Below are 18,341 nucleotides of genomic sequence, written 5' to 3'. Positions count from 1 at the left end.
CCAAACCTCTCCTGGTTCGGTCTCCACGTTACGAGGGGAAGTGCACTAGAGCCTGTTGCGAAAGTGCTGGTCACAGTCGCTGGTGTATCTGACCCCGTTGCGGCGTTGTGTCGGTGCGACCTCGTACACTCCCGGCCACGTCGTCGAAGGGATTGCCGTGGAAGACCCGACGGGTATCGCAGCGCTGACCGAGATCCTTCCTGCGGATCTCGGCGCGGATGAGGAGATCGACTGGTCGGCAGCAGAGGCGCGGTGGGGCACGCGGTTCCCGCGTGACTACATGGCCTTCATGTCCGTCTATGGCGCCGGCTCGTTCGACGAGGTCGTCATCCTCATGCCGTTGCCCAAGGAGTACATCCAGTGGGATCCCGGGACCTTCGAGGAGGAGACGGAGAACGCCCGTTACACCTGGGAGATGCTGGGTGGTCAAGAAGGCCTCGACATCGACCCGGACCACATTCTCGCCTGGGGCGTCACCTCAGGCTCCGACATCCTGTGCTGGCTGACCACCGACCCCGACCCCGACCAGTGGCCCGTCCTGGTCTGCGGCCGACACACCCGCGAGGACTTCACACTCTTCCCCTGCGGCATGGTCGAATTCCTCCGCAGGCTGCTTCTGGACGAGTACGACCCCTACCCCCTCAGCATCGACCTGCGTGCCGCCTCGCCGCGCTACGTGCACTGGCTCGAAGAACAAAAGCGCTGGAAGGCGGGATTGGACCCTGCCTCCGGTTTGCCATGATCAGCCGACCCTGAGGGTCTGTCGCGAGAGTGCTGGTCACAGCCACTCGTTGGTGGCAGCGACCAGCGCGGTCACCTCATAGCGGACGGCCGACTTGTCGTATCTCGTGGCCACGGCTCGGTGCCTCTTCAGCCGGTTGATCCCGCACTCCACCGCATGGCGCTCGCGGTAGTCGAACTTCGGCGGCCGGCCACCTCGCGAACCGCGCTTCTTGCGGTTGCGGACTTGATCGGCCTTCTCCGGGATCGTGCAGCCGATGCCGCGTCTGCTCAGATAGGCACGGTTCTCGCGGGAGCCGTAGGCCTTATCAGCTCGGACCTTGTCCGGCCGGGTCCGCGGTCGGCCGGGACCGATCCGAGGCACCCGGATGGCCTCCAGGACTGGCTGGAACTGCGGGCTGTCGTGCCGGTGGCCGGCGGGCGACCAGGCGGGCGCGGGTGGGCAGGTGCGCGGGGTCACCGGCCCCAGCTCGTCGGCGCAGATCACCGTGGTCGTGGCCGGCGGGTGGGTGTAGAGGCCGATGATCGCGGCCCTTTTGGGGCGAAGTCCGGATCGGCCGAGGTGGCCCAGGAACGGGTGTGGCGCCGGCGAACCTTCTCCGCCCGCAGGATCCGGCGGACCTGGCTGCGGGCGATGAGGATGCCCGCCGCGCGGGCGGCGGCGGTCAGGCTGTCCAGCGTCCACTGCGGCGGGGCGCCTTCATCGGCCGCGATCAGGTCGCCGGTCTCGTCGCGGGCCAGGCGGCCGCGACGCTGCTCATCGAGCAGGGTGTGAACATCCGCGTCGTTCAGGAGGTCCTCGGACACACGAGGGTGACCACAACCGAGCGATACACACACGTGTCCACACCCCTCATGCGCGATGCCGGAGAGCGGCTGGCCTCGGCACTCTGGGGAAAACTCTGAGCCCCCGTTACAACTAGGACTGCAACTACGACGCCTTCAGGGATCAGAAAGGCCCTCTCCCAAGATTCTGGGAGAGGGCCTCTGACCTGCGGAGGCTCGGGGATTTGAACCCCGGATGGGCTGTAGACCCAAACCGCATTAGCAGTGCGGCGCCATAGACCTGACTAGGCGAAGCCTCCTGGTTGCCGTGTGGCTCAGCACAGAGTACCGGCCATCTGCCAAGGCAGCAAAGCGATTGCCGGTCGCGTCGCCGAGAACAGAAACAGCTGAGTTATCCACCATCTGTGGATAACTTGCTCCACACCTGTGGACAAGGTCCACATCTTGCAGGTGGGAGCGGTGGAGAACCTGGGGATTCTTGCGATGCAAGACGTAAAATCTCAACCAGCGGACATGATGAAGACTCCCTCCCTGCCCGGGGAGGGAGTCCGAGTAGATCATGAAAATCAGGCGGCGGGGTTGGCTTCGCCCTCGATCTCGATCTTTACCTTCTTGCCGACCAGGACGCCGCCGGTCTCCAGGGCCTGGTTCCAGGTCAGGCCGAACTCCTCGCGGTCGATCTCGGTCGTGATGGAGAAACCCCAGACCTCCTGGCCCCACGGGTTGGTGCCGGCGCCGCCGTACTCGACGGTGAGCTCGACCTGCTTGGTGACGTCACGGATGGTGAGGTCACCCAGGACGGTGAACTCGCCGCTGGAGTAGCCGACCACGCGGGTGGTGTGGAAGGTGATCTCGGGGAACTTCTCCACCGCGAGGAAGTCCTCGCTGCGCAGGTGGCCGTCACGGTCGGCGGAGCCGGTGGTGATGCTCTCCGTCCTGATCGCGATCTCGGCGGAGGAGTCCAGGGGGTTCTCGGCGATCGCGACGGTCCCGGAGAAGTCGGTGAAACTGCCGCGGACCTTGCTCACCATCATGTGCTTGGCCATGAAGCCGATCCGGGTGTGGGCGACGTCGAGGGCGAAGGTGCCGGGGGCGGGGAGCTGAAGGTCTTCCCAGGTCCGAGTGATCATGTCTACTCCCGATGAAGTGCTTGCCGTACGGATGTTTGCGACAACAGATTTCTACACGAGGAATATTCCGCGCGTCAACTATCGTCGGATACAGTGTGAACGTGATCCCCTCTGATGACTCCCGGCTGACGGCGATGGGTCTTCTGGCCGAGGCCTACACCGGCCTGTCTGCGAAGATGCATCTGTCCTTCACCGCGGTCGGGCTCTCGGACATCGACTTCGAGACGCTGATCCGGCTGGCGCGCTCGCCCGGTCAGCGCCTGCGCATGAGCGACCTGGCCGCGCAGACCAGCCTGTCCACCAGCGGGGTGACCAGGGTCGTGGACCGGCTGGAGCGCGAGGGGCTGGTCGTACGGCAGGCGTGTGCCAGCGACCGCCGGGCGTCCTACGCGGCCATCACCGACGCGGGCACCGACCGGCTGGGCGCGGTGCTCCCCCAGCACCTGGCGGACATCGAGACCTGGTTCACCGGCCTTCTCTCCGCCGAGCAGCTCGACACCCTCCTCGACACGCTCAGGATCATCCGCGACGCCGTACGGCCATGCGCCACGGCGGGGGCCGAGCTCACGCCGTCCGAATGACGGAGAGCCCTCCCTCGACCGCATCGAGCGCGGCCGGGCCCGAACCGATCACCGGGCGGACGCGCCGAGGGCCGTTCTAGGCCTGCGGCTCCAGTTGCCGCTGTTCCGGGATCGTGAGGTCACCGCGGAGCTTGGCCATCGCCCGCGAGACCGTGCTCTTGACCGTGCCGACGCTGATCCCCAGCGCCTTGGCGATCTCCGGTTCGGTCATGTCCTCGTAGTAGCGCAGCATGATCGCGGCCCGCATGCGCGTGGGCAGCCGATCAAGGGCCTGCTCCACCCGTTCGGGCAGGTAGCCGTAGCCGCCCGTGAGAACCGGCTCGGGGAGTTCCTCCGACGGGTACTCCTCCAGCTTGCGCCGCCGCCACCAGGAGATGTTGATGTTGACCATCGCCCGGCGCACGTAGGCGTCCATGGCCGCGCGCTCCTGGATCCGGTCCCAGGCGAGGTACGTCTTGACCAGCGCCGCCTGGAGCAGGTCCTCGGCGTCGCTGGGATGCCCGGTGAGCTGGTAGGCGGCGCGCAGCAGCGTGGGACCGCGAGCAACGACGTACTCGCGGAACTCCTCGTGCGTCCCGCCGGTCACCGCGATCACCAACCTGTGGTCAGGGTGCGTCTCGTGGCCAGAATCGCAGCCGGAGCCCATAATTCGGCTGAACCGGAACCTATATTTCGTCCCCTCAACGGCAAAAACCGGCGCAGCCTCGTGATCACAGATGGGCGGGGTACTGAGTACGGGTCTGTCCTGAAGTGGGAGGCAACGCGTTGTATCAGGGGTGGGAATTTTGCTACAGGGTCGGACACCTGCCGGAGTTATTGCCGCAAGCGAACAGCGAGACCCCGGCAAGCGTGTGACGCTAACGGGGAAACCTCACCGAAATATGGGGAGTGGCGATGCCGTACCGCAGCGTTGACCGCCGCCGCGTTCTGGCGGCGGCCGCGCTTGGCCGGACCCTCGACGAGCCGGGGGCGGTCTCCAGCGACGGCGAGCTCCTCCAGTCGGTCACCGGCGAGATCCTCGACGTCAGCCCGCACCTGATAGTCATCGACACCCCCGATGGCCGCGAGGAACGGCTCGTCATCGCGCCGTGGGCGACAGCATGGCGCGGCGAGGCCGTCGCCCCGGCGGACCTGCCGCTGGGCGCCCAGGTGATCATCCGGGCACTGCGGTCGGGCCGGGTGGTGGACCGGATCTGGGCGGACATCACCCGGATCACCGGAGTGATCCAGTCCGTCGGCTCCGGCGCCGGGGACCGCACCATGGAGCTGTACTGCGGACCGCACCGGGGGCGGCGTACGGTCGTCATCCCCTACCGCGCCTCGGGCCGGTTGAGGGTCCGGCACCCGCAGTTCGAGCCCGGCTACCTGTTCGACGCCATCGGGGTCCGCGAGAACGGCGTGGCCCAGGCCCGGCTGCCGGCGACCTCGCAACCGCCCTACCGGTGGACGGCCGTCCCCGAACCGCCCCCCGGCTACAGCGGCGCGCAGTCACGGATCTCGGGCACCGCCACCTGGTCGGACGCCTTCGACCACGACGAGCAGGGAGCGGCCTACCCCATGTTGGAGCGCTCCGACACCGACTGCGAGGACGCCGGGGTGTCGTGCACGGGCCTGCCCTATCTCGCGCTGGGCTCGGTGCTCAACGTGCGCAACGTGTGCGCCGGGCGCACCTCGGTCCTGCCCATCGTGGCGTGCGGCTGCCTGGCCGGCCGGTTCTGCGACCGGTGCCTGGAGTGCGGCACCTCGCCACGGGGCCGGATCGTGGAGCTGTCGGCGACCGCCTTCGTGGAGCTCGGCGGGGACCTGACCAAGGGGTGTTTCAACGCCCGGGTCGGATTGGGGTGACAGGGATGCTGACGACGATCGCCGCCGCGCAGTTGCCGGCGCTGGGCGCGCTGCTGGCCGCGGGCGCGCTCGCCAAGGTGCGGACGGCCATGAACGAGTCCGAACCGAACGCGCTGAGCAGGCTCGGACCGGCGGCGCTGGTGGTCGACCACTGGCGCGTGCCCGCCCTGCTCGGCTGTGCGGCCGGAGAGGTGATCCTGCTGGTCGGCCTGATGGCGACCGGCCACTCCCTGTTCCGGTGGGGAGCGGCCACGTTCTTCGCGGTGTCGACCTACGTCCTGTGGGAGCTGCGCCGCCGCCGGCCGGATGTGGGCTGCGGCTGCTTCGGCGAGGTCAGCGCCATCCCGGTGGGGCTGCGCTCGCTGGGTCGCACCATGGTGCTGACCGCCATGTCCGTGGGAACGGTCTGGGCTCCGCCGGTCCCCGGCTGGACGATGGTGGCCGGTCTCACCTGGTCCCAGCTACCGGCCGTGGCCGGCGGGCTGCTGCTGCTCGCCGCGCTCTCTCCGGAGATCGAGGAGGCCGCCGCCCGGCTCCGGCACCGCGCTCCCTGCGAGCAGCGCCCGCTGGACCCGGCGACCGCGCTCAGCCGCCTGCGTTCGAGCGCCGCCTGGCGGTCGCACGAGAGGCTTCTGTCGAGCACGGACCCGGTCGACAGCTGGCGGGAGCTCTGCTGGCGGTTCTTCGTCTATCCGGGGCACAGTCACGCGGGCGCCCCGGCGGACGTGGTCTTCGCGATCTACCTGAGCGGCCGGCATCCGGCGGTGCGGGTGGCGATGGTCGACGCCGCCGGACGGCCGATCGAGATCGGGCCTCTGCAGGAATCTATCCCTGTATCGGCATGACGCTAGAGACCCGTAGATTTTTCTAGCACGCAGGATTCGGCTCTATATGGCTCTCTAGCTTCCCCACTAGAGAGCCATATAGAGGTCTAGGAGACTCTCACACACTATATCGAACATGTGTTCAGACGGGCTGGGAACGCAGAAACTTTCCGAAGTGTGGGACGGTGAACGCGATCAGCCCGCGCTCGGCGCTGTAGATCAGGCCCTTCTTGATGAGACTGTCGCGGGCCGGGGAGAGGCTGGACGGTTTGCGGCCGAGCCCCTCGGCCACCTCGGCGGTCGCCACCGGCTCGTCGCCGATGGTGGCCATCGCGTGCATGTAGTCGCGCTCGGCGGGGGTGGCGCGCTCGTAACGGCTGCCGAAGAACCCGACCGCGAGCTCCTCCTCGGCCTCCGGCGCGGAGACCCGGATGTCGTCGACGGTGATCGGGCTGCGCAGCGCCAGGTCCCAGGCGACCTTCCCGTAGGCCTGGACGAAGTAGGGGTAGCCGTCGGCGGCCTCGTAGAGCGCGTCGAGGGCCTCCTGGGTGAACGCCACCCCCTCGCTCTCGGCCGGGGCGATGAGGGCCAGGTCTGCCGCCTCGCGGTCGAGCCGGTCGATCCTGGCGTAGCGGAAAAGCCGCTCGGAGTAGCTCTTGCTGGCCGACAGGACACTGGGCAGATGGGGCAGGCCGGCACCGACCACGATCAGCGGGCCGCCGCTCTGCGAGAGCTCGTGGCAGGCCGCGCAGAGCGCCGAGACGTCGGGGGTCTGCACGTCCTGCATCTCGTCGATGAAAAGGGCGATGCCGACGCCGAGGTCGGTGGCCACCCCGGCCGCGTCGACGAACAGCTCGGTGAGGTCGATCTCCAGGTCGCCGGAGTCGGCCCGGCCCCGGGAGGCGGGCACGTCGATCCCGGGCGACCAGTGCGAGGTGCCCTTGGCCGCGGCCGGGTCGCGCATCGCGAACGCCTTGAGCACGCCGAGGAACTCCTCGATGCGCTCGGGCGCCCGGTGCCTCGGCGCCAGCTCACGGATCGCCAGGTGCAGGGCGGCGGCCACCGGACGCCGGATCGACTGGTCGGGCCGGGCCTCGATCTTGCCCGTCCCCCACAGCCGCTGCATGGCCATCGACTTGAAGGTGTTGAGGAGGACGGTCTTGCCGACGCCGCGCAGGCCGGTGACGACCATGCTGCGCTCCGGGCGGCCACGTGCCACCCTCTCCAGGACGATTTCGAACTGCTGAAGCTCACGGTCGCGCCCGGCGAGCTCTGGGGGACGCTGCCCCGCACCGGGGGCGTAGGGATTGCGCACGGGGTCCACGCTCTCGGACTTTATGACGGGATATAGCGGCCGACGTAGATTTCCGTAGAAAGCGCTACGGCGTGTCGCATGCCGGCGGCCGGAAGTCCTCGGAGCGGGGGCGTGTGCCGTCGGCCGCGTCGCGAGCATCGCCATGACACACCCCTCACCTGGGAAGACCTGGCCCGAACCCGTGTTCGATCCAATGCCCCCGACTGTAGCGCGGCTTCGAACACAGGCGCGAGATTTTTCGAAGAAAGCCCAGCTAAAGAATGTCGGCGCACTTGCCAATGTGGTTTAAATACGGGCGAAAGCCGTACGAGAACGGTTCGGCGATAAAGGTCTCTGAAGATCGGAGAGGTGCCGAGCCACACGGACCGGCGGGCCGGCGGTGTGGCGGCTCGTCGTGGCGCCGACCGGCGACCGGCACGCGGCGCCCGACCGGCGGTTGGCACGCGCCGACCGGCGGCCGGCACGCGGCGGCCGGCCGACGGGAATCGGCAGTGCGTCGCCCGGCGGGAATCGGCGGCGCGCCGACCGGCCGCCTGGACCCGCGGCCCTCCACGACCGGGCCGTCTCATCACTTCGGGTAGCCGGTCAAATACAATGGAGGCTTGTCCTTTTGTCGGTCGTGGGGTGGCGACAGGTGAGCAGCTCTCCTTTGGTGACACGCATCCGGGCTACCGTCGCGGCGGCCGTCGGTTGTATGGCGGCGGCCGCGTGCGGCGCGACCGCCACGTCACAGCCCGCACAGCCCGCACAGCCCGCCTCGCCCTCGGCGGCGCCCTCGTCGGCTCCCGCGACGTCGCCCCCCGCGACCGGCGCGCCCACCCCGGGCCCCACCGCGAGCCCGTCTCCCACCACCCCGCCGAAGTTCTCCGCCGAGGTGACCAAGGTCGCCCGCGACCGGCTCCGATACTCCTGGCGGCCCGGATGCCCGGTCCCGGTCGGCGACCTGCGGCTGATCACGATGACCTACTGGGGCTTCGACGACAAGCCCCACACCGGCGAGATGGTCGTGAACAAGAACGCGGCCGACGACATCGTCACGGTCTTCCGGCGCCTGTACGACTGGCGCTGGCCGATCCGCAAGATGGAGCTCGTCGACGTCTACAAGGGCGACGACTTCGACTCCATCGACGCGGACAACACCTCGGCCTTCAACTGCCGCCCGGCGACCGGGTCCAGCAGCTGGTCGCAGCACGCGTACGGCAGGGCCGTCGACATCAATCCCCGGGAGAACCCCTACCTGTCCGCCGACGGCTCGGTGGCGCACAAGAACGCCCGCAAGTTCGCCAGGCGCCCCCTGGACGAACCCGGCGTGATCAACCCCGGCGACCGGGTGGTCAGGGCCTTCGAGAGGGTCGACTGGGAGTGGGGCGGCTACTGGTCGGGCATCAAGGACTACCAGCACTTCAGCAAGGGCGGCGGCTGAGATCCGGGCCGTCAGGCCTGTGCGGGCGCCCGCCCGGGACGGTGCTTCCGGCCGGCTCGACCCGCCGCACCGGTCCGGTCCGACCACCGGCCGGGGTCCACGCAGAGCGAGGGATGAGGACCACGCAGAGCGAAGGGTGAGGACCACGCAGAGCGAGAGATCGCAGGAAATACCGACATACCAATTTTTAGCGGTACGGCCCGCCCCCGAGAAGCCGATACCTCGTGGTGCATCATTGATCCATGGCGGCCAAGGACGGCGATGGATGGGCCCACTGTGAGCGCGGGCATCGGCACTGGGGCGTGCACGGCGCGTCCGGCCTGCTCGCCGTCCACCACGACGCCGCCGGAACGCCCCACGTCCTGATGCAGGAACGCGCCGTGTGGAGCCACCACGGCGGCACCTGGGGTCTGCCCGGCGGTGCGCTCGACAGCCACGAGGACCCCATCACGGGCGCGCTCCGCGAGGCCGGAGAGGAGGCGGCCCTGACCGGCGACGGCCTCCGGGTCCAGGGCGTCTACCTCGACGACCACGGCGGCTGGTCCTTCTCGACCGTGATCGCCGAGGCCGCCGCTCTGCTGGACGCGGCCCCGGCCAACAGCGAGAGCGCCGACCTGCGCTGGCTCACTCCCGAGCAGATCGCCGCCAAGAACCTGCATCCCGGCTTCGCCGAGACCTGGCCCGCGATCAGCCGGGCGCTCAGCCCCCTGGTGGTCGTCCTCGACGTCGCCAACATCGTCGGCGCCCGATCCGAGCACGGATGGTGGAAGGACCGCGCCGGAGCCGCCGCCAAGCTGGTCGCCGAGGTGCGCGCCCTCGCCACCGGCGGCCTGCGCGACCTGCCCGGCGAGATCCCGGACCTGGAGCGGTGGTTCCCCCGCTTCGTCATGGTCGTCGAAGGGGCCGCCCGCGGCGTCTCGCCGCTCCCCGGCGTCTCCGTCGTCTCCGCCCCCGGGCTCGGCGACGACGCCGTCGTGCAGGCCGTACGGGATGTCCCGCCCGGCGAGCGCGTCCTGGTCGTCACCGCCGACCGGGGCCTGCGCGAGCGGGTCACCGCCCTGGGCGCCATGGTCACCGGCCCCAGGTGGCTGCTGTCCCAGCTGTGATGTTCCACGTGGAACATCCCATGAATCTGCCACGATATGGGGCATGTCCGAGCTTCGAGCCGATCCGCGGAGCCCCTGGGCCGATGAGGACGAGACCGTCCCCCCGGACTCCTGGGGACGCCGCAACGGGCCGAAACACACTCTGCCGTGGGGATTCGCGCTCGTCGTCGTCCTGCTGGTCGTGGGGCGGTTCACCCTCGCTCCGCATCTGACGGCCCCGGCACTCCAGACCTGGGCCACGATCTTCGTGGCGATCTGCGTGCAGGCGCTGCCGTTCCTGGTCTTCGGGGTGGCGCTGTCCGCCGCGATCACGGCTTTCGTCCCGGCGTCGTTCTGGACCAGAGCGCTCCCCAGGCACCCGGCCGCCGCCGTACCCGTCGCGGGGATGGCGGGCGCGGTGCTGCCCGGCTGCGAGTGCGCGTCCGTCCCGGTCGCGTCCGGCCTGATGGCCCGGGGGGTGCCACCGGCCGCGGCACTGGCCTTCCTGCTCGCCTCTCCCGCGATCAACCCGATCGTCCTGGTCGCGACCGCCGTCGCCTTCCCCGGGCAGCCGCTGATGGTCGTGTCCAGGTTCGGCGCGTCGCTGGCGGTGGCGGTCCTGGTCGGCTGGCTCTGGCTGCGGTTCGGCCGGAGCGAGTGGCTGCCGATCCCCTCCCGCCCGCACGGGGACGGGCCGAAGTGGGCGCGGTTCGGCGAGGCGATGCGACATGACCTGCTGCACGCGGGCGGGTTCCTCATCGTCGGCGGCCTGGCCGCCGCCACGCTCAACGTCATGGTCCCCCGCGAGTGGCTGGCCGCGCTGGCCGAGGTCCCGTGGCTGGCCGTCGTGGTCATGGCCCTGCTGGCGGTGCTGCTGTCGATCTGCTCGGAGGCCGACGCGTTCGTGGCGGCCTCGATGACCGCGTTCTCACCGACTGCGAAGCTGGCCTTCCTGGTGGTCGGGCCGATGGTGGACCTGAAGCTCATCGCGCTGCAGGCCGGCACGTTCGGCAGGGCGTTCGCGCTCAGGTTCGTCCCGCTGACCTTCGTGCTCGCCGTCCTGGTGAGCGCCCTCTTCGGATGGCTGCTGCTGTGAACCGTGTGACCCAGAACCTGGTCCTGATCATGCTCGGCTGCGCCGTGCTCCGGATCTCGGCGTTCTCCACGACCTATCTGAACTATGTGAAGCCCGGTTTCCGGCCGTTCCTGATCGGCGCCGGGGCGGTGCTGATGATCCTCGGCGTCGCCGGACTGATCCAGGCCTGGCGGCCGGGGAAGGGCTCCTCCGGCGCCGGGGCGCACGGCGGCTCGCCGGAGCACCACGCTCACTCAGGGGACGGCTCACCGGACTCCCGTGACCTCTCCGCGGAGCCCGGCCGTACGCCTTCACCGGAGCCGGAGCCGGAGCTGGAACTGGAGCCGGTGCACGACCGGGGCCGGGAGCGCGTGCGGCACCCGCGGGACCAGGGGCACGGGAACGGGCACGACCACGCGCATGGGGGTCCCCGGGTGGCCTGGCTGATGTGCCTGCCGGTGTTCGCGATCTTCATGATCGCCCCGCCCGCCCTGGGCTCGTTCGCCGCGGCCCGGTCCGAGACGCCGCCGCCGCGCGACCAGGCCCTCACCGCCTTCACCCCTCTGAGTGGCGACGGACCGGTGGACATGCCGGTCGGCGAGTTCATCGGCCGGGCCTGGGACGACGACAGCAGGTCCCTCACCGGCCGCGCGGTCAGGCTGACGGGCTTCGTCGTCCCGTCGAAGAAGAAGGGCCAGTGGTACGTCACCCGCATGCAGATCGCCTGCTGCGCCGCGGACGCGTTCCCGCTGAAGGTCGCGGTCAAGGGGATCCAGGCGCCGCCGCCGGACACCTGGGTCGAGGTCACCGGCACCTGGATCCCGCAGACGTTCGGCAAGATGCCCAACGGGGTCGTCTATCCGCAGTTGTCCGGCACGGATCTCGTGAAGGTCGACACCCCGGACGAGCCCTACGAGTAGGCCGGGCCCCCTCCCGGCTCCCGGCCGGCCTTCCTCCTCCGCCCGCACGGCCGCGGCCCGCCGCCCGTCCATACGGTCGCCGTCCTTCCATACGGACGCCGCCCGTCCGTACGGCGCTCGCGCGGGAGGTCAGGCACGGGACGGCGCCGGCTCCAGGACCGGCGCCGGGGTCAGGTCGCGGGTGGCCCGGTGGAACAGCCAGTAGCTCTCCGCCGCGACGACGAGGAAGAGCAGGCGGGCGGGGCCGGGGATGTCGAGGGTGAGCAGGCCGTCGTTGAGCGAGTGCAGTACGGCCGCCATCGCGAAGGCCCCGACGACCGAGAAGGTGATGACGATCCGTCCCCTGGCCTGCCAGACGCCGAAAGCGACCGCGCAGATCAGGCCGGTCCAGACGAGATGGCTGAACGGGGTGGCGAGGCCGCGCATGAACAGCACCATGCCCGCGTTGACGGCGCCCGTGTCGTCGACGCTCTTCCATGCGTAGGACATCGATTCCATGATCGCGAACCCGGTCGCGCAGGAGAGTCCCAGCGCCACACCGGCGGCCTTGGTCAGGTAGCGGCCGGTGAGCGCGACCAGGAGAAGGGGGACGCATTTGGCCGATTCCTCGATCCATCCGACCTGCAGGATCGAGGGGCCGTGCTTGTCGGGGATGAGCAGGGCGTCGAAGTATCCGCCGAGCAGAAGGGCGACGCCCCCGCCGAAGAGGAACATCCCCATCAGCGTGAGCCCCGGGACGCTGGCGCCGATCCTGGTCCGGTCGTGGATGGCGACCAGGAGTCCGACCGGACCGGCCGCCGCTCCGTAGAAGAAGGCCGCGGGCATGACCGCGCGGTTGCCGACCGCCTCTGTCATGGCGATGAGCGCGGCTGACAGTGCCGCCATGGCGATCCACACTTTGAACCACCGGTGCCGGTAGAACCTAAAATGTTCACGCATGCGAAGTAAATCCCCATTTGGGGTGTCGTAAATTCGGGCGAATCGCCCATCTTTACCTAAAGGCCGACTCCACCACGATGACCGCGCCGATCACCATGAACACCATCGGGACGAGCCATCTCCCCGAGCGCTCGACCAAGCCGATGATCTTCTTGTGCGACCCGAGCCAGGAGGCCGCCGCGCACCAGACCGCGACCAGCAGGGCGAACACCGCGATGGTGACAAGGCTGGCCGACGGGCCGATCGTGCGGAACATCGGCGTGTAGACCGAGATGTTGTCGGCACCGTTGGCGAGCGTCACGCCGGCGACCGAGACCACGCCCGAGGCCACCGGCCCCGCCTCGCCGCCGTCGTCCTTCCTGACCAGCCCCCACACCCCCATCCCGAACGGCACCAGCCCGAGCAGCCCGGCCCACCGGTCCGGCACCACGGTCAGCCCGAGCGCCGCCACGGCCGAGACGGCCACCAGGATGGCGATACCGGCGTACTGACCGGCGACGATCTGCCAGGGACGGGGGACGCCACCCGCCCGGGATGCCAGGAACAGCACCGTCAGGATGACGATGTCGTCCACGTTGGTCCCGGCGAAGACGGCGGCGGCCGTGCCGATCGATTCACCCACGGGCGCATTATGGGGCCTGCCGGGCCATGAGGCGTTCCGGGCTTCCCTCTCCGGCGCCCCAGCGGCCGTCCGCCGCCCGCCCGCCTGTCCAGGACCGGACGTCCGACGATCACCGTGGCCAGCCGTAGGTGACGGGCATTACGATCACGTTCATCCGTTCCCGCCAGCCCCCGGAGGCCTCGCGTGGGCTATCCGCCGCCGTACGGCCGGCCGCCGAAAGGCGAGACGGGCCGAGGGCTGGCCGTAATCGTGATCATGATCGTCGGCCTGCTCATCGGGGCGGCCCTGTCCGTGACGACGGTGCTCGACCCGGCGGCCTCGTCGAAGAGCCCTCCCGCGGCCCGGGACTCCGAGCATTCGGAGACCACGGTCCGCCAGGCCGCCCAGGTGGGGCTCGACGCCTATTCCGGCGGGTCCTACGGGGACTTCTGGGACCTGTGGAGCGCGCAGGCGCAGGCAGCGGTCGCGCGCGAGGAGTACGTCAGGTTGTTCCAGCTGTGCCCGCAGCCCGTGCCGGACGTCCGGTTCGCCATCACCACCGTCACGGTCACCGGCGACGACGCCCGCGTTCAGGCGGCCCGGTCCGGTGCCACGACCGACTTCGCCTTCCGCTACGAGGGCGGTTCGTGGCGGTACGTACCGCCACCGGAAGAGCTGCAGGAGTATCGGACCCAGGGCGTCGACCAGCTTGCCCGGCTACGACAGGCCGCGGGGACCTGCGGCACCGCCGCCTCCACCCCGCCCACCTCCGCTCCGTCCGTTCCCGACCCGTCCGCTTCCGCTCCGTCCGTTCCCGGCCCCGCCACTTCTGCCCCGTCCGTTCCCGACCCATCCGCTTCCGTGCCTGCCGTTCCCGATCCGTCCGCTTCCGATCCCGCCGTTCCCGACCCGGCCACTCCGCCGGCATGAGCCGCCCGGCCCCGGGAGAGCTGGAGGAGTCGAAACCGGCCCGGATGCGCGCCCGCACTGCGGGGCCGGCCTGCCGGCGCTGTCTCCGGTCGTCCACGGCCCTCCCCGTTCCCGCGCCGAGCCTCCCCGGCCTCGCACGAGCCCGTCGCGGCCTACGGGGTAGGTCCCCTACGTGATCAGTTGCCCGGCCAGCAGCACCCCGCCGAGCGAAATCATCACGGCACCGGAGACGCGGCTCACCACCCGCGCCGCCGCGGGCCGCGCCCGCAGCACCCGCCGCGCCCCCATACCCACCCCCGTGTAGACCACGGCGCAGCTGGCCACATGCGCCAGGCCCAGTGCCATGATCTGTACCGGGAGCGGCCAGGCCGCGTCCGGGTCGGTGAACTGCGGCAGCAGCGCCAAGAACAGCAGGAACACCTTCGGGTTGAGCCCGCTGACGCCCGCGCCTCTGACCGCCTGCCGCAGCCACGAGCCGGCCGCCTGCTCCGTGCCGGCCTGCGGGGCCGGCGGGCGGGTGAGCATGCCCACGCCCATCCACACCAGATAGGCCGCGCCCACCGCGGTCAGCGCGGTCAGCACCAGCGGCGTGCGGGCCACCAGCGCGGCCACCCCGGCCGCCACCACCGCGGTGGCCGCCAGATGCCCGGCCAGCAGCCCGCCGACCGCGGGCAGCACCGTACGGTGCCGCAGCCCGGCGGCGATCGCGTACGCCCAGTCCGCCCCCGGCGTGACCACGAACATCAACGACACCGCCCAGAACGCGGTGAGGGTGGCGATCGCCATGACCTGACTTCTCCTTCGCTCGCCGAGCCCGGAACCTCAGGGCCCACACATCCCCGAAGAGAAGGTTATGACTGTATGTCCGAAATGTGTTTCCAAGTTTTCCTCGCCCTAGGGGCCTTTAGGGAAGGATTGTTCGCATGGACGACGTAGACCGGAAAATCCTTGCCGAGCTCCAGCAGGACGGGCGCCTGACCCTCACCGAACTGGCCGAGCGCGTCCGCCTCAGCCTCTCGCCCTGCCACCGCCGCCTGCGCGCCCTGGAAAGCTCCGGCGCGATCAGCGGTTACCACGCCACCCTGGACGCGCACGCCCTCGGCCTGACCTTCGAGGCGCTGGTCTTCGTCACCATGCGCGCCGCCGACCGCGCCACCGTCGACGCCTTCGAACAGGCCGTCGCCGCCGTCCCCCACGTCCTGCAGGCCCAGCGGCTCTTCGGCGACCCCGACTATCTCCTGCGGGTCATCACCCGCGACCTGCCCGCCTTCCAGCGGCTCTACGACGAGCGCCTGGCCACCCTGCCCGGCGTCCAGCGCCTCAGCTCCACCCTCGTCATGAAGAGCGTCGTCGAAAACCGGCCCTTGCCCCTATGAGCCGCACACGCCGGAATCCACCCGGAAGAACCTGGCGTGCGTGCAGGAACCTCACCGTCACATCTCAGGTGACGGCAGGGATGTCCGACCTACGGCGCCCCCCCTTTCCGGCGGACTTCGGCCTGCCCCCTGCCGGCTCGGACGACCGGGAAACCCAATGTCATGGCTCAGGCCGAATGAGAATGGCTCGCTTCCACCGAGAAGGGACAGGAAGGCGTCCGGCGATTCTTAAGTGATCTCTCAATCCTCTGCCGCCTCTCTCCGGGATATCGACTGATCGCCAAAGTCACGGAAAGGTACTGCCGGCTCCGGAATTCACGGCTACTGTCAGAGGTATGGCCCACCCCCTGCCGGCCTGGCGAGACGGCGCAGGTCCGGAAGCACCGGAATCGACTGATCAGGAAGCCGCCGTGCAGGAGCCGGCTCCCGTCCCCCTGTGGCTGGCACATCTCCAGCCCAGAGAGGGACTGGAAGGAATCAGCACACCCGCCCCCGACACCTCCATCACCATAGAGCTGGATAAAGCAGACTTTGAGGCGCTTTCTCGTAAGGCGCGATCGACGGGCAGCAGGATCACCGATGTGATCCACGCCGCCGTCCAGCGGGAGATCGGCAACAAGCCCCACGTCATCACCTTGATGCACCGCTGGAGCCTGCACCGTGAAGACCTCGACATGGCGGCCGGCGCTCTCGGTGTCGCCCCGCTCTCCGAGGCGGAATGGGGCCAGATCGGCAGCCGCCGGGGCCGGAGGGCCTGAAGCATGCTTCCCGGCCGGGTGCTCGACGTCAGCGCCCTGATCGACATCGCGGTGGCGAAGACCGAATACTCGCGGAGCATCGCCGCCATGTGCCTTTTCCGTGGCGGCGGGATATGCATTCCGGCGACCGGTCTGGCGGCCGTCCTGTCCATCTCCCCGATATCCACCCAGGTGGAGTTGTTCGAGCTCGTCACGACACCCGGCGTGAAGATCGACGATTTCACCCACGGAAAGGTCGGAGAGATCGCGGAGATTCTCGACGGATCACGGGACATCACCGCGGGACACGTCGTCTGGTGTGCCCGGAGCACCAAATGGCCCATCTTGACAGACCGCGGCGGAGAGCTCGTCCAGTACGACCAGCACATCACGATCGACCCGTTGCCCTAGGGTCCGGGGGGCGCCCCTCTGCGCGCCGCGGGGCCTGCGCGCTGCGGTCTGTATGCCGCGGGGCCTGTGTGCCGCGGGGCCTGCGCGCTGCGGGCGGCTATCCCGCGCAGCTGCCGAAGCCCTCGCCGTAGCCGGCCACGTAGCCGCGATCCCAGGACGCGCCGCCGAGGTTGTAGTCGTGCCGATAGCTGTTGCCGTCCACGCAGTCGGCGAAACCGTCACTGAACCCCCGTCCGTAGCCTTGCCGGCAGGCCTTGTCACAGGGGCTGGGCTGCTCTGCGGCCATCGTCGCCGCTCCCTGGGAGGCACCGGCCACCGCGGCCTTCACGGAGTCGGCGAGCACGGGGGCTCCGGCCGGCCCGAGCACGAGGGTGGCGAGGAGCGCCGAACCGAGCAGCGACAGGCATCGCTTGCCGTACATACCTGCCTCCTTCCCATCGGGGCGGCCTACGGCGATCGTTTGGCGGCCGGGGCGGCCCTGACCTTTGCCTTCACGTCCCATCCTGACCGGCCCCGTGCGACCGCGCCGTGACGCGGGCGTGACGCGGGCGTGAGCCCGAACGGCCGGCCCTCCACAACGCCCTTCAGCACGCCGTGGACGTGGAGGAGCTGCCCCTCCTGCCTCATCGACAAGTGGAGGGCCTGAAGGCCCCGAAGTCCGGGAGGTCTTGGCGAGGCGTGTAGAGGTCGGCCCCGCCCAGACGGGGACGTTCGGGCTGCCTGCCGGACATCACCGGCCCGCGCATACCATTCAGCGATGGAGGTTTTGGAGCCGGAGACGTGGCGGGCCCGGACGGAGGCTCACCGGCAGCGGGTCGAGGTGTGGACGGCGCCACACCTGGCGCGCAGGGCGCGAGGTGAGACCCATCCCATCGAGGACTTCCTGTTCACCTACTACGGATACCGGCCGACGCGGCTGCGGCAGTGGCATCCGGGCACCGGGGTGGTGCTGAAGGGGGCGCACGACTTCGGCCGCGACTACCTCGACACCCCCGGGGGAGCCACGCTCGACACCACGGCACTGATGGACAGGCGCAGGCCCGCCGTCGAGTGGATCGCGCGGCTGCTGGCCGCCACCGCGGCACGGCCGGCGTATTTCGGCTGCTTCGGCCTGCACGAGTGGGCGATGGTCTACAAGACCGCGGAAGTACGGCACGGCGCCTGGCCGCTACGGCTCAGCGGGGAAGAGATCGCAGGGGTCGTGGAGCAGCGAGGCGTGCGGTGCGGTCATTTTGACGCGTTCCGCTTCTTCACCCCTGAGGCGCGTCCGCTCAACGCGCTGCAGCCGACGCGGCAACAGCAGCAGGAGCTGGAACAGCCTGGTTGCCTGCACGCCAACATGGACCTGTACAAGTGGGCGTACAAGCTGTCCCCCCTGGTGAGCAGTGAGCTGGTCGCCGACTGCTTCATGCTGGCCCGTGACATCCGCGCCGTGGACATGCGGGCCAGCCCGTACGACCTGAGCTCGCTCGGCTATCGGGCGATTCGGGTCGAGACGGCCGAAGGGCGGGCTGAGTACGCCGCCGAGCAGCGGGGATTCAGCGAGCGGGCGCGGCCACAGCGGCAACGCCTGCTCGACGCCTGCGAACGGCTGCTCGCCGGCACTCGCTCCCCCTGACCCC

General features: G+C 69.7%; 23 protein-coding genes and 1 tRNA gene. 14 read left to right on the top strand and 10 right to left on the bottom strand.

Features of this window, described 5'->3' with window-relative positions:
• Positions 1-157 precede the first annotated feature (157 nt).
• Positions 158-742 (top strand): SMI1/KNR4 family protein, encoded by a 585-nt coding sequence (locus SROS_RS00950; protein ID WP_012886993.1) that lies wholly within the window; start codon positions 158-160, stop codon positions 740-742.
• Positions 743-778: 36 nt separating this feature from the next.
• Here the strand turns inward: SROS_RS00950 and SROS_RS51805 are convergent, their stop codons facing one another.
• Together SROS_RS51805 and SROS_RS52585 are read right to left on the bottom strand one after the other, a co-directional pair.
• Positions 779-1,228, bottom strand: a complete 450-nt coding sequence (locus SROS_RS51805) for a transposase (RefSeq protein WP_218919793.1) — start codon at positions 1,226-1,228, stop codon at positions 779-781.
• Positions 1,225-1,548 (bottom strand): hypothetical protein, encoded by a 324-nt coding sequence (locus SROS_RS52585; RefSeq protein ID WP_245564807.1) that lies wholly within the window; start codon positions 1,546-1,548, stop codon positions 1,225-1,227. The genes SROS_RS51805 and SROS_RS52585 overlap by 4 nt, the downstream gene beginning before the upstream one ends.
• Here SROS_RS52585 and SROS_RS54315 point away from each other — a divergent pair.
• Positions 1,513-1,647 (top strand): hypothetical protein, encoded by a 135-nt coding sequence (locus tag SROS_RS54315; RefSeq protein WP_362964092.1) that lies wholly within the window; start codon positions 1,513-1,515, stop codon positions 1,645-1,647. The two genes, SROS_RS52585 and SROS_RS54315, sit on opposite strands and share 36 nt — an antisense overlap.
• 89 nt (positions 1,648-1,736) lie before the next feature.
• On the opposite strand, the gene SROS_RS00935 is transcribed toward SROS_RS54315, so the two are convergent.
• Positions 1,737-1,826, bottom strand: a tRNA-Ser gene (locus SROS_RS00935).
• A 267-nt stretch (positions 1,827-2,093) separates the two neighbouring features.
• Positions 2,094-2,657, bottom strand: a complete 564-nt coding sequence (locus SROS_RS00930; RefSeq protein WP_012886991.1) for a YceI family protein — start codon at positions 2,655-2,657, stop codon at positions 2,094-2,096.
• Between the two features lie 101 nt (positions 2,658-2,758).
• On the opposite strand from SROS_RS00930, the gene SROS_RS00925 reads away from it, so the two are divergent.
• Entirely contained in the window at positions 2,759-3,238 is a 480-nt protein-coding gene (locus SROS_RS00925; RefSeq protein WP_245564532.1) for a MarR family winged helix-turn-helix transcriptional regulator, read from the top strand.
• A 76-nt stretch (positions 3,239-3,314) separates the two neighbouring features.
• Here the strand turns inward: SROS_RS00925 and SROS_RS00920 are convergent, their stop codons facing one another.
• Positions 3,315-3,884 carry a SigE family RNA polymerase sigma factor gene (locus tag SROS_RS00920; RefSeq protein WP_012886989.1) on the bottom strand — a complete coding sequence of 190 codons (570 nt, stop codon included), beginning with the start codon at positions 3,882-3,884 and terminating at the stop codon, positions 3,315-3,317.
• A gap of 248 nt (positions 3,885-4,132) precedes the next feature.
• On the opposite strand from SROS_RS00920, the gene SROS_RS00915 reads away from it, so the two are divergent.
• Positions 4,133-5,083, top strand: coding sequence for a hypothetical protein (locus tag SROS_RS00915; protein ID WP_012886988.1), 951 nt, complete (start codon positions 4,133-4,135; stop codon positions 5,081-5,083).
• Between the two features lie 5 nt (positions 5,084-5,088).
• Positions 5,089-5,928, top strand: coding sequence for a MauE/DoxX family redox-associated membrane protein (locus SROS_RS00910; RefSeq protein WP_012886987.1), 840 nt, complete (start codon positions 5,089-5,091; stop codon positions 5,926-5,928).
• A 121-nt stretch (positions 5,929-6,049) separates the two neighbouring features.
• Here SROS_RS00910 and SROS_RS00905 read toward each other — a convergent pair whose 3' ends face one another.
• Positions 6,050-7,231: an ATP-binding protein gene (locus SROS_RS00905; RefSeq protein WP_012886986.1), complete on the bottom strand. Its 1,182-nt coding sequence runs from the start codon at positions 7,229-7,231 to the stop codon at positions 6,050-6,052.
• A 685-nt stretch (positions 7,232-7,916) separates the two neighbouring features.
• Between SROS_RS00905 and SROS_RS00900 the strand changes: the two genes are divergently transcribed.
• From SROS_RS00900 to SROS_RS00885, 4 genes are all read left to right on the top strand, one after another.
• Complete coding sequence (locus tag SROS_RS00900) at positions 7,917-8,645, top strand: M15 family metallopeptidase (protein WP_012886985.1); 729 nt, start codon at positions 7,917-7,919, stop codon at positions 8,643-8,645.
• A gap of 242 nt (positions 8,646-8,887) precedes the next feature.
• On the top strand, positions 8,888-9,751 hold the full coding sequence (locus SROS_RS00895; RefSeq protein ID WP_012886984.1) for an NUDIX hydrolase: 864 nt from the start codon (positions 8,888-8,890) through the stop codon (positions 9,749-9,751).
• A 43-nt stretch (positions 9,752-9,794) separates the two neighbouring features.
• Positions 9,795-10,826: a permease gene (locus SROS_RS00890; protein WP_012886983.1), complete on the top strand. Its 1,032-nt coding sequence runs from the start codon at positions 9,795-9,797 to the stop codon at positions 10,824-10,826.
• A gap of 5 nt (positions 10,827-10,831) precedes the next feature.
• The gene (locus SROS_RS00885) at positions 10,832-11,725 is read left to right on the top strand and encodes a TIGR03943 family putative permease subunit (protein WP_169369212.1); all 894 of its coding nucleotides are present in this window, start codon (positions 10,832-10,834) and stop codon (positions 11,723-11,725) included.
• Positions 11,726-11,854: 129 nt separating this feature from the next.
• Here the strand turns inward: SROS_RS00885 and SROS_RS00880 are convergent, their stop codons facing one another.
• Both SROS_RS00880 and SROS_RS00875 read right to left on the bottom strand, forming a co-directional pair.
• Entirely contained in the window at positions 11,855-12,664 is an 810-nt protein-coding gene (locus SROS_RS00880) for a PrsW family glutamic-type intramembrane protease (protein ID WP_012886981.1), read from the bottom strand.
• 52 nt (positions 12,665-12,716) lie between these two features.
• Positions 12,717-13,286, bottom strand: coding sequence for a cadmium resistance transporter (locus SROS_RS00875; protein ID WP_012886980.1), 570 nt, complete (start codon positions 13,284-13,286; stop codon positions 12,717-12,719).
• 183 nt (positions 13,287-13,469) lie between these two features.
• On the opposite strand from SROS_RS00875, the gene SROS_RS51800 reads away from it, so the two are divergent.
• Positions 13,470-14,195, top strand: coding sequence for a chromosomal replication initiator protein DnaA (locus SROS_RS51800; RefSeq protein WP_012886979.1), 726 nt, complete (start codon positions 13,470-13,472; stop codon positions 14,193-14,195).
• Positions 14,196-14,363: 168 nt separating this feature from the next.
• On the opposite strand, the gene SROS_RS00865 is transcribed toward SROS_RS51800, so the two are convergent.
• Positions 14,364-14,981: a LysE family translocator gene (locus SROS_RS00865; RefSeq protein WP_012886978.1), complete on the bottom strand. Its 618-nt coding sequence runs from the start codon at positions 14,979-14,981 to the stop codon at positions 14,364-14,366.
• 137 nt (positions 14,982-15,118) lie between these two features.
• Here SROS_RS00865 and SROS_RS00860 point away from each other — a divergent pair, with 137 nt between their 5' ends.
• From SROS_RS00860 to SROS_RS00855, 3 genes are all read left to right on the top strand, one after another.
• Positions 15,119-15,571 (top strand): Lrp/AsnC family transcriptional regulator, encoded by a 453-nt coding sequence (locus SROS_RS00860; RefSeq protein ID WP_012886977.1) that lies wholly within the window; start codon positions 15,119-15,121, stop codon positions 15,569-15,571.
• A 335-nt stretch (positions 15,572-15,906) separates the two neighbouring features.
• Positions 15,907-16,329 (top strand): hypothetical protein, encoded by a 423-nt coding sequence (locus tag SROS_RS49030; RefSeq protein WP_148268907.1) that lies wholly within the window; start codon positions 15,907-15,909, stop codon positions 16,327-16,329.
• A 3-nt stretch (positions 16,330-16,332) separates the two neighbouring features.
• Positions 16,333-16,719: a hypothetical protein gene (locus tag SROS_RS00855; protein WP_012886975.1), complete on the top strand. Its 387-nt coding sequence runs from the start codon at positions 16,333-16,335 to the stop codon at positions 16,717-16,719.
• A gap of 97 nt (positions 16,720-16,816) precedes the next feature.
• Here SROS_RS00855 and SROS_RS00850 read toward each other — a convergent pair whose 3' ends face one another.
• Positions 16,817-17,140, bottom strand: a complete 324-nt coding sequence (locus SROS_RS00850) for a hypothetical protein (protein ID WP_012886974.1) — start codon at positions 17,138-17,140, stop codon at positions 16,817-16,819.
• A gap of 336 nt (positions 17,141-17,476) precedes the next feature.
• On the opposite strand from SROS_RS00850, the gene SROS_RS00845 reads away from it, so the two are divergent.
• On the top strand, positions 17,477-18,337 hold the full coding sequence (locus tag SROS_RS00845) for a hypothetical protein (RefSeq protein ID WP_012886972.1): 861 nt from the start codon (positions 17,477-17,479) through the stop codon (positions 18,335-18,337).
• Positions 18,338-18,341: the final 4 nt, after the last annotated feature.

This window comes from Streptosporangium roseum DSM 43021, from assembly GCF_000024865.1.
In the GTDB taxonomy this organism is placed as follows: Bacteria; Actinomycetota; Actinomycetes; order Streptosporangiales; family Streptosporangiaceae; genus Streptosporangium; species Streptosporangium roseum.
The sequence above is the reverse complement of the archived record's forward strand: the minus strand, read 5'-3'. Positions and strand labels throughout refer to the sequence as shown.

Excerpts from the sequence above, each read along its gene's own strand:
- SROS_RS00930 (WP_012886991.1), bottom strand. The coding sequence starts at position 2,657 with ATGATCACTCGGACCTGGGAAGACCTTCAGCTCCCCGCCCCCGGCACC.
- SROS_RS00920 (WP_012886989.1), bottom strand. The coding sequence starts at position 3,884 with ATGGGCTCCGGCTGCGATTCTGGCCACGAGACGCACCCTGACCACAGG.
- SROS_RS00915 (WP_012886988.1), top strand. The coding sequence starts at position 4,133 with ATGCCGTACCGCAGCGTTGACCGCCGCCGCGTTCTGGCGGCGGCCGCG.
- SROS_RS00910 (WP_012886987.1), top strand. The coding sequence starts at position 5,089 with ATGCTGACGACGATCGCCGCCGCGCAGTTGCCGGCGCTGGGCGCGCTG.
- SROS_RS00900 (WP_012886985.1), top strand. The coding sequence starts at position 7,917 with ATGGCGGCGGCCGCGTGCGGCGCGACCGCCACGTCACAGCCCGCACAG.
- SROS_RS00895 (WP_012886984.1), top strand. The coding sequence starts at position 8,888 with ATGGCGGCCAAGGACGGCGATGGATGGGCCCACTGTGAGCGCGGGCAT.
- SROS_RS00890 (WP_012886983.1), top strand. The coding sequence starts at position 9,795 with ATGTCCGAGCTTCGAGCCGATCCGCGGAGCCCCTGGGCCGATGAGGAC.
- SROS_RS00880 (WP_012886981.1), bottom strand. The coding sequence starts at position 12,664 with ATGCGTGAACATTTTAGGTTCTACCGGCACCGGTGGTTCAAAGTGTGG.
- SROS_RS00865 (WP_012886978.1), bottom strand. The coding sequence starts at position 14,981 with ATGGCGATCGCCACCCTCACCGCGTTCTGGGCGGTGTCGTTGATGTTC.
- SROS_RS00860 (WP_012886977.1), top strand. The coding sequence starts at position 15,119 with ATGGACGACGTAGACCGGAAAATCCTTGCCGAGCTCCAGCAGGACGGG.
- SROS_RS49030 (WP_148268907.1), top strand. The coding sequence starts at position 15,907 with ATGGCCCACCCCCTGCCGGCCTGGCGAGACGGCGCAGGTCCGGAAGCA.
- SROS_RS00855 (WP_012886975.1), top strand. The coding sequence starts at position 16,333 with ATGCTTCCCGGCCGGGTGCTCGACGTCAGCGCCCTGATCGACATCGCG.
- SROS_RS00850 (WP_012886974.1), bottom strand. The coding sequence starts at position 17,140 with ATGTACGGCAAGCGATGCCTGTCGCTGCTCGGTTCGGCGCTCCTCGCC.
- SROS_RS00845 (WP_012886972.1), top strand. The coding sequence starts at position 17,477 with ATGGAGGTTTTGGAGCCGGAGACGTGGCGGGCCCGGACGGAGGCTCAC.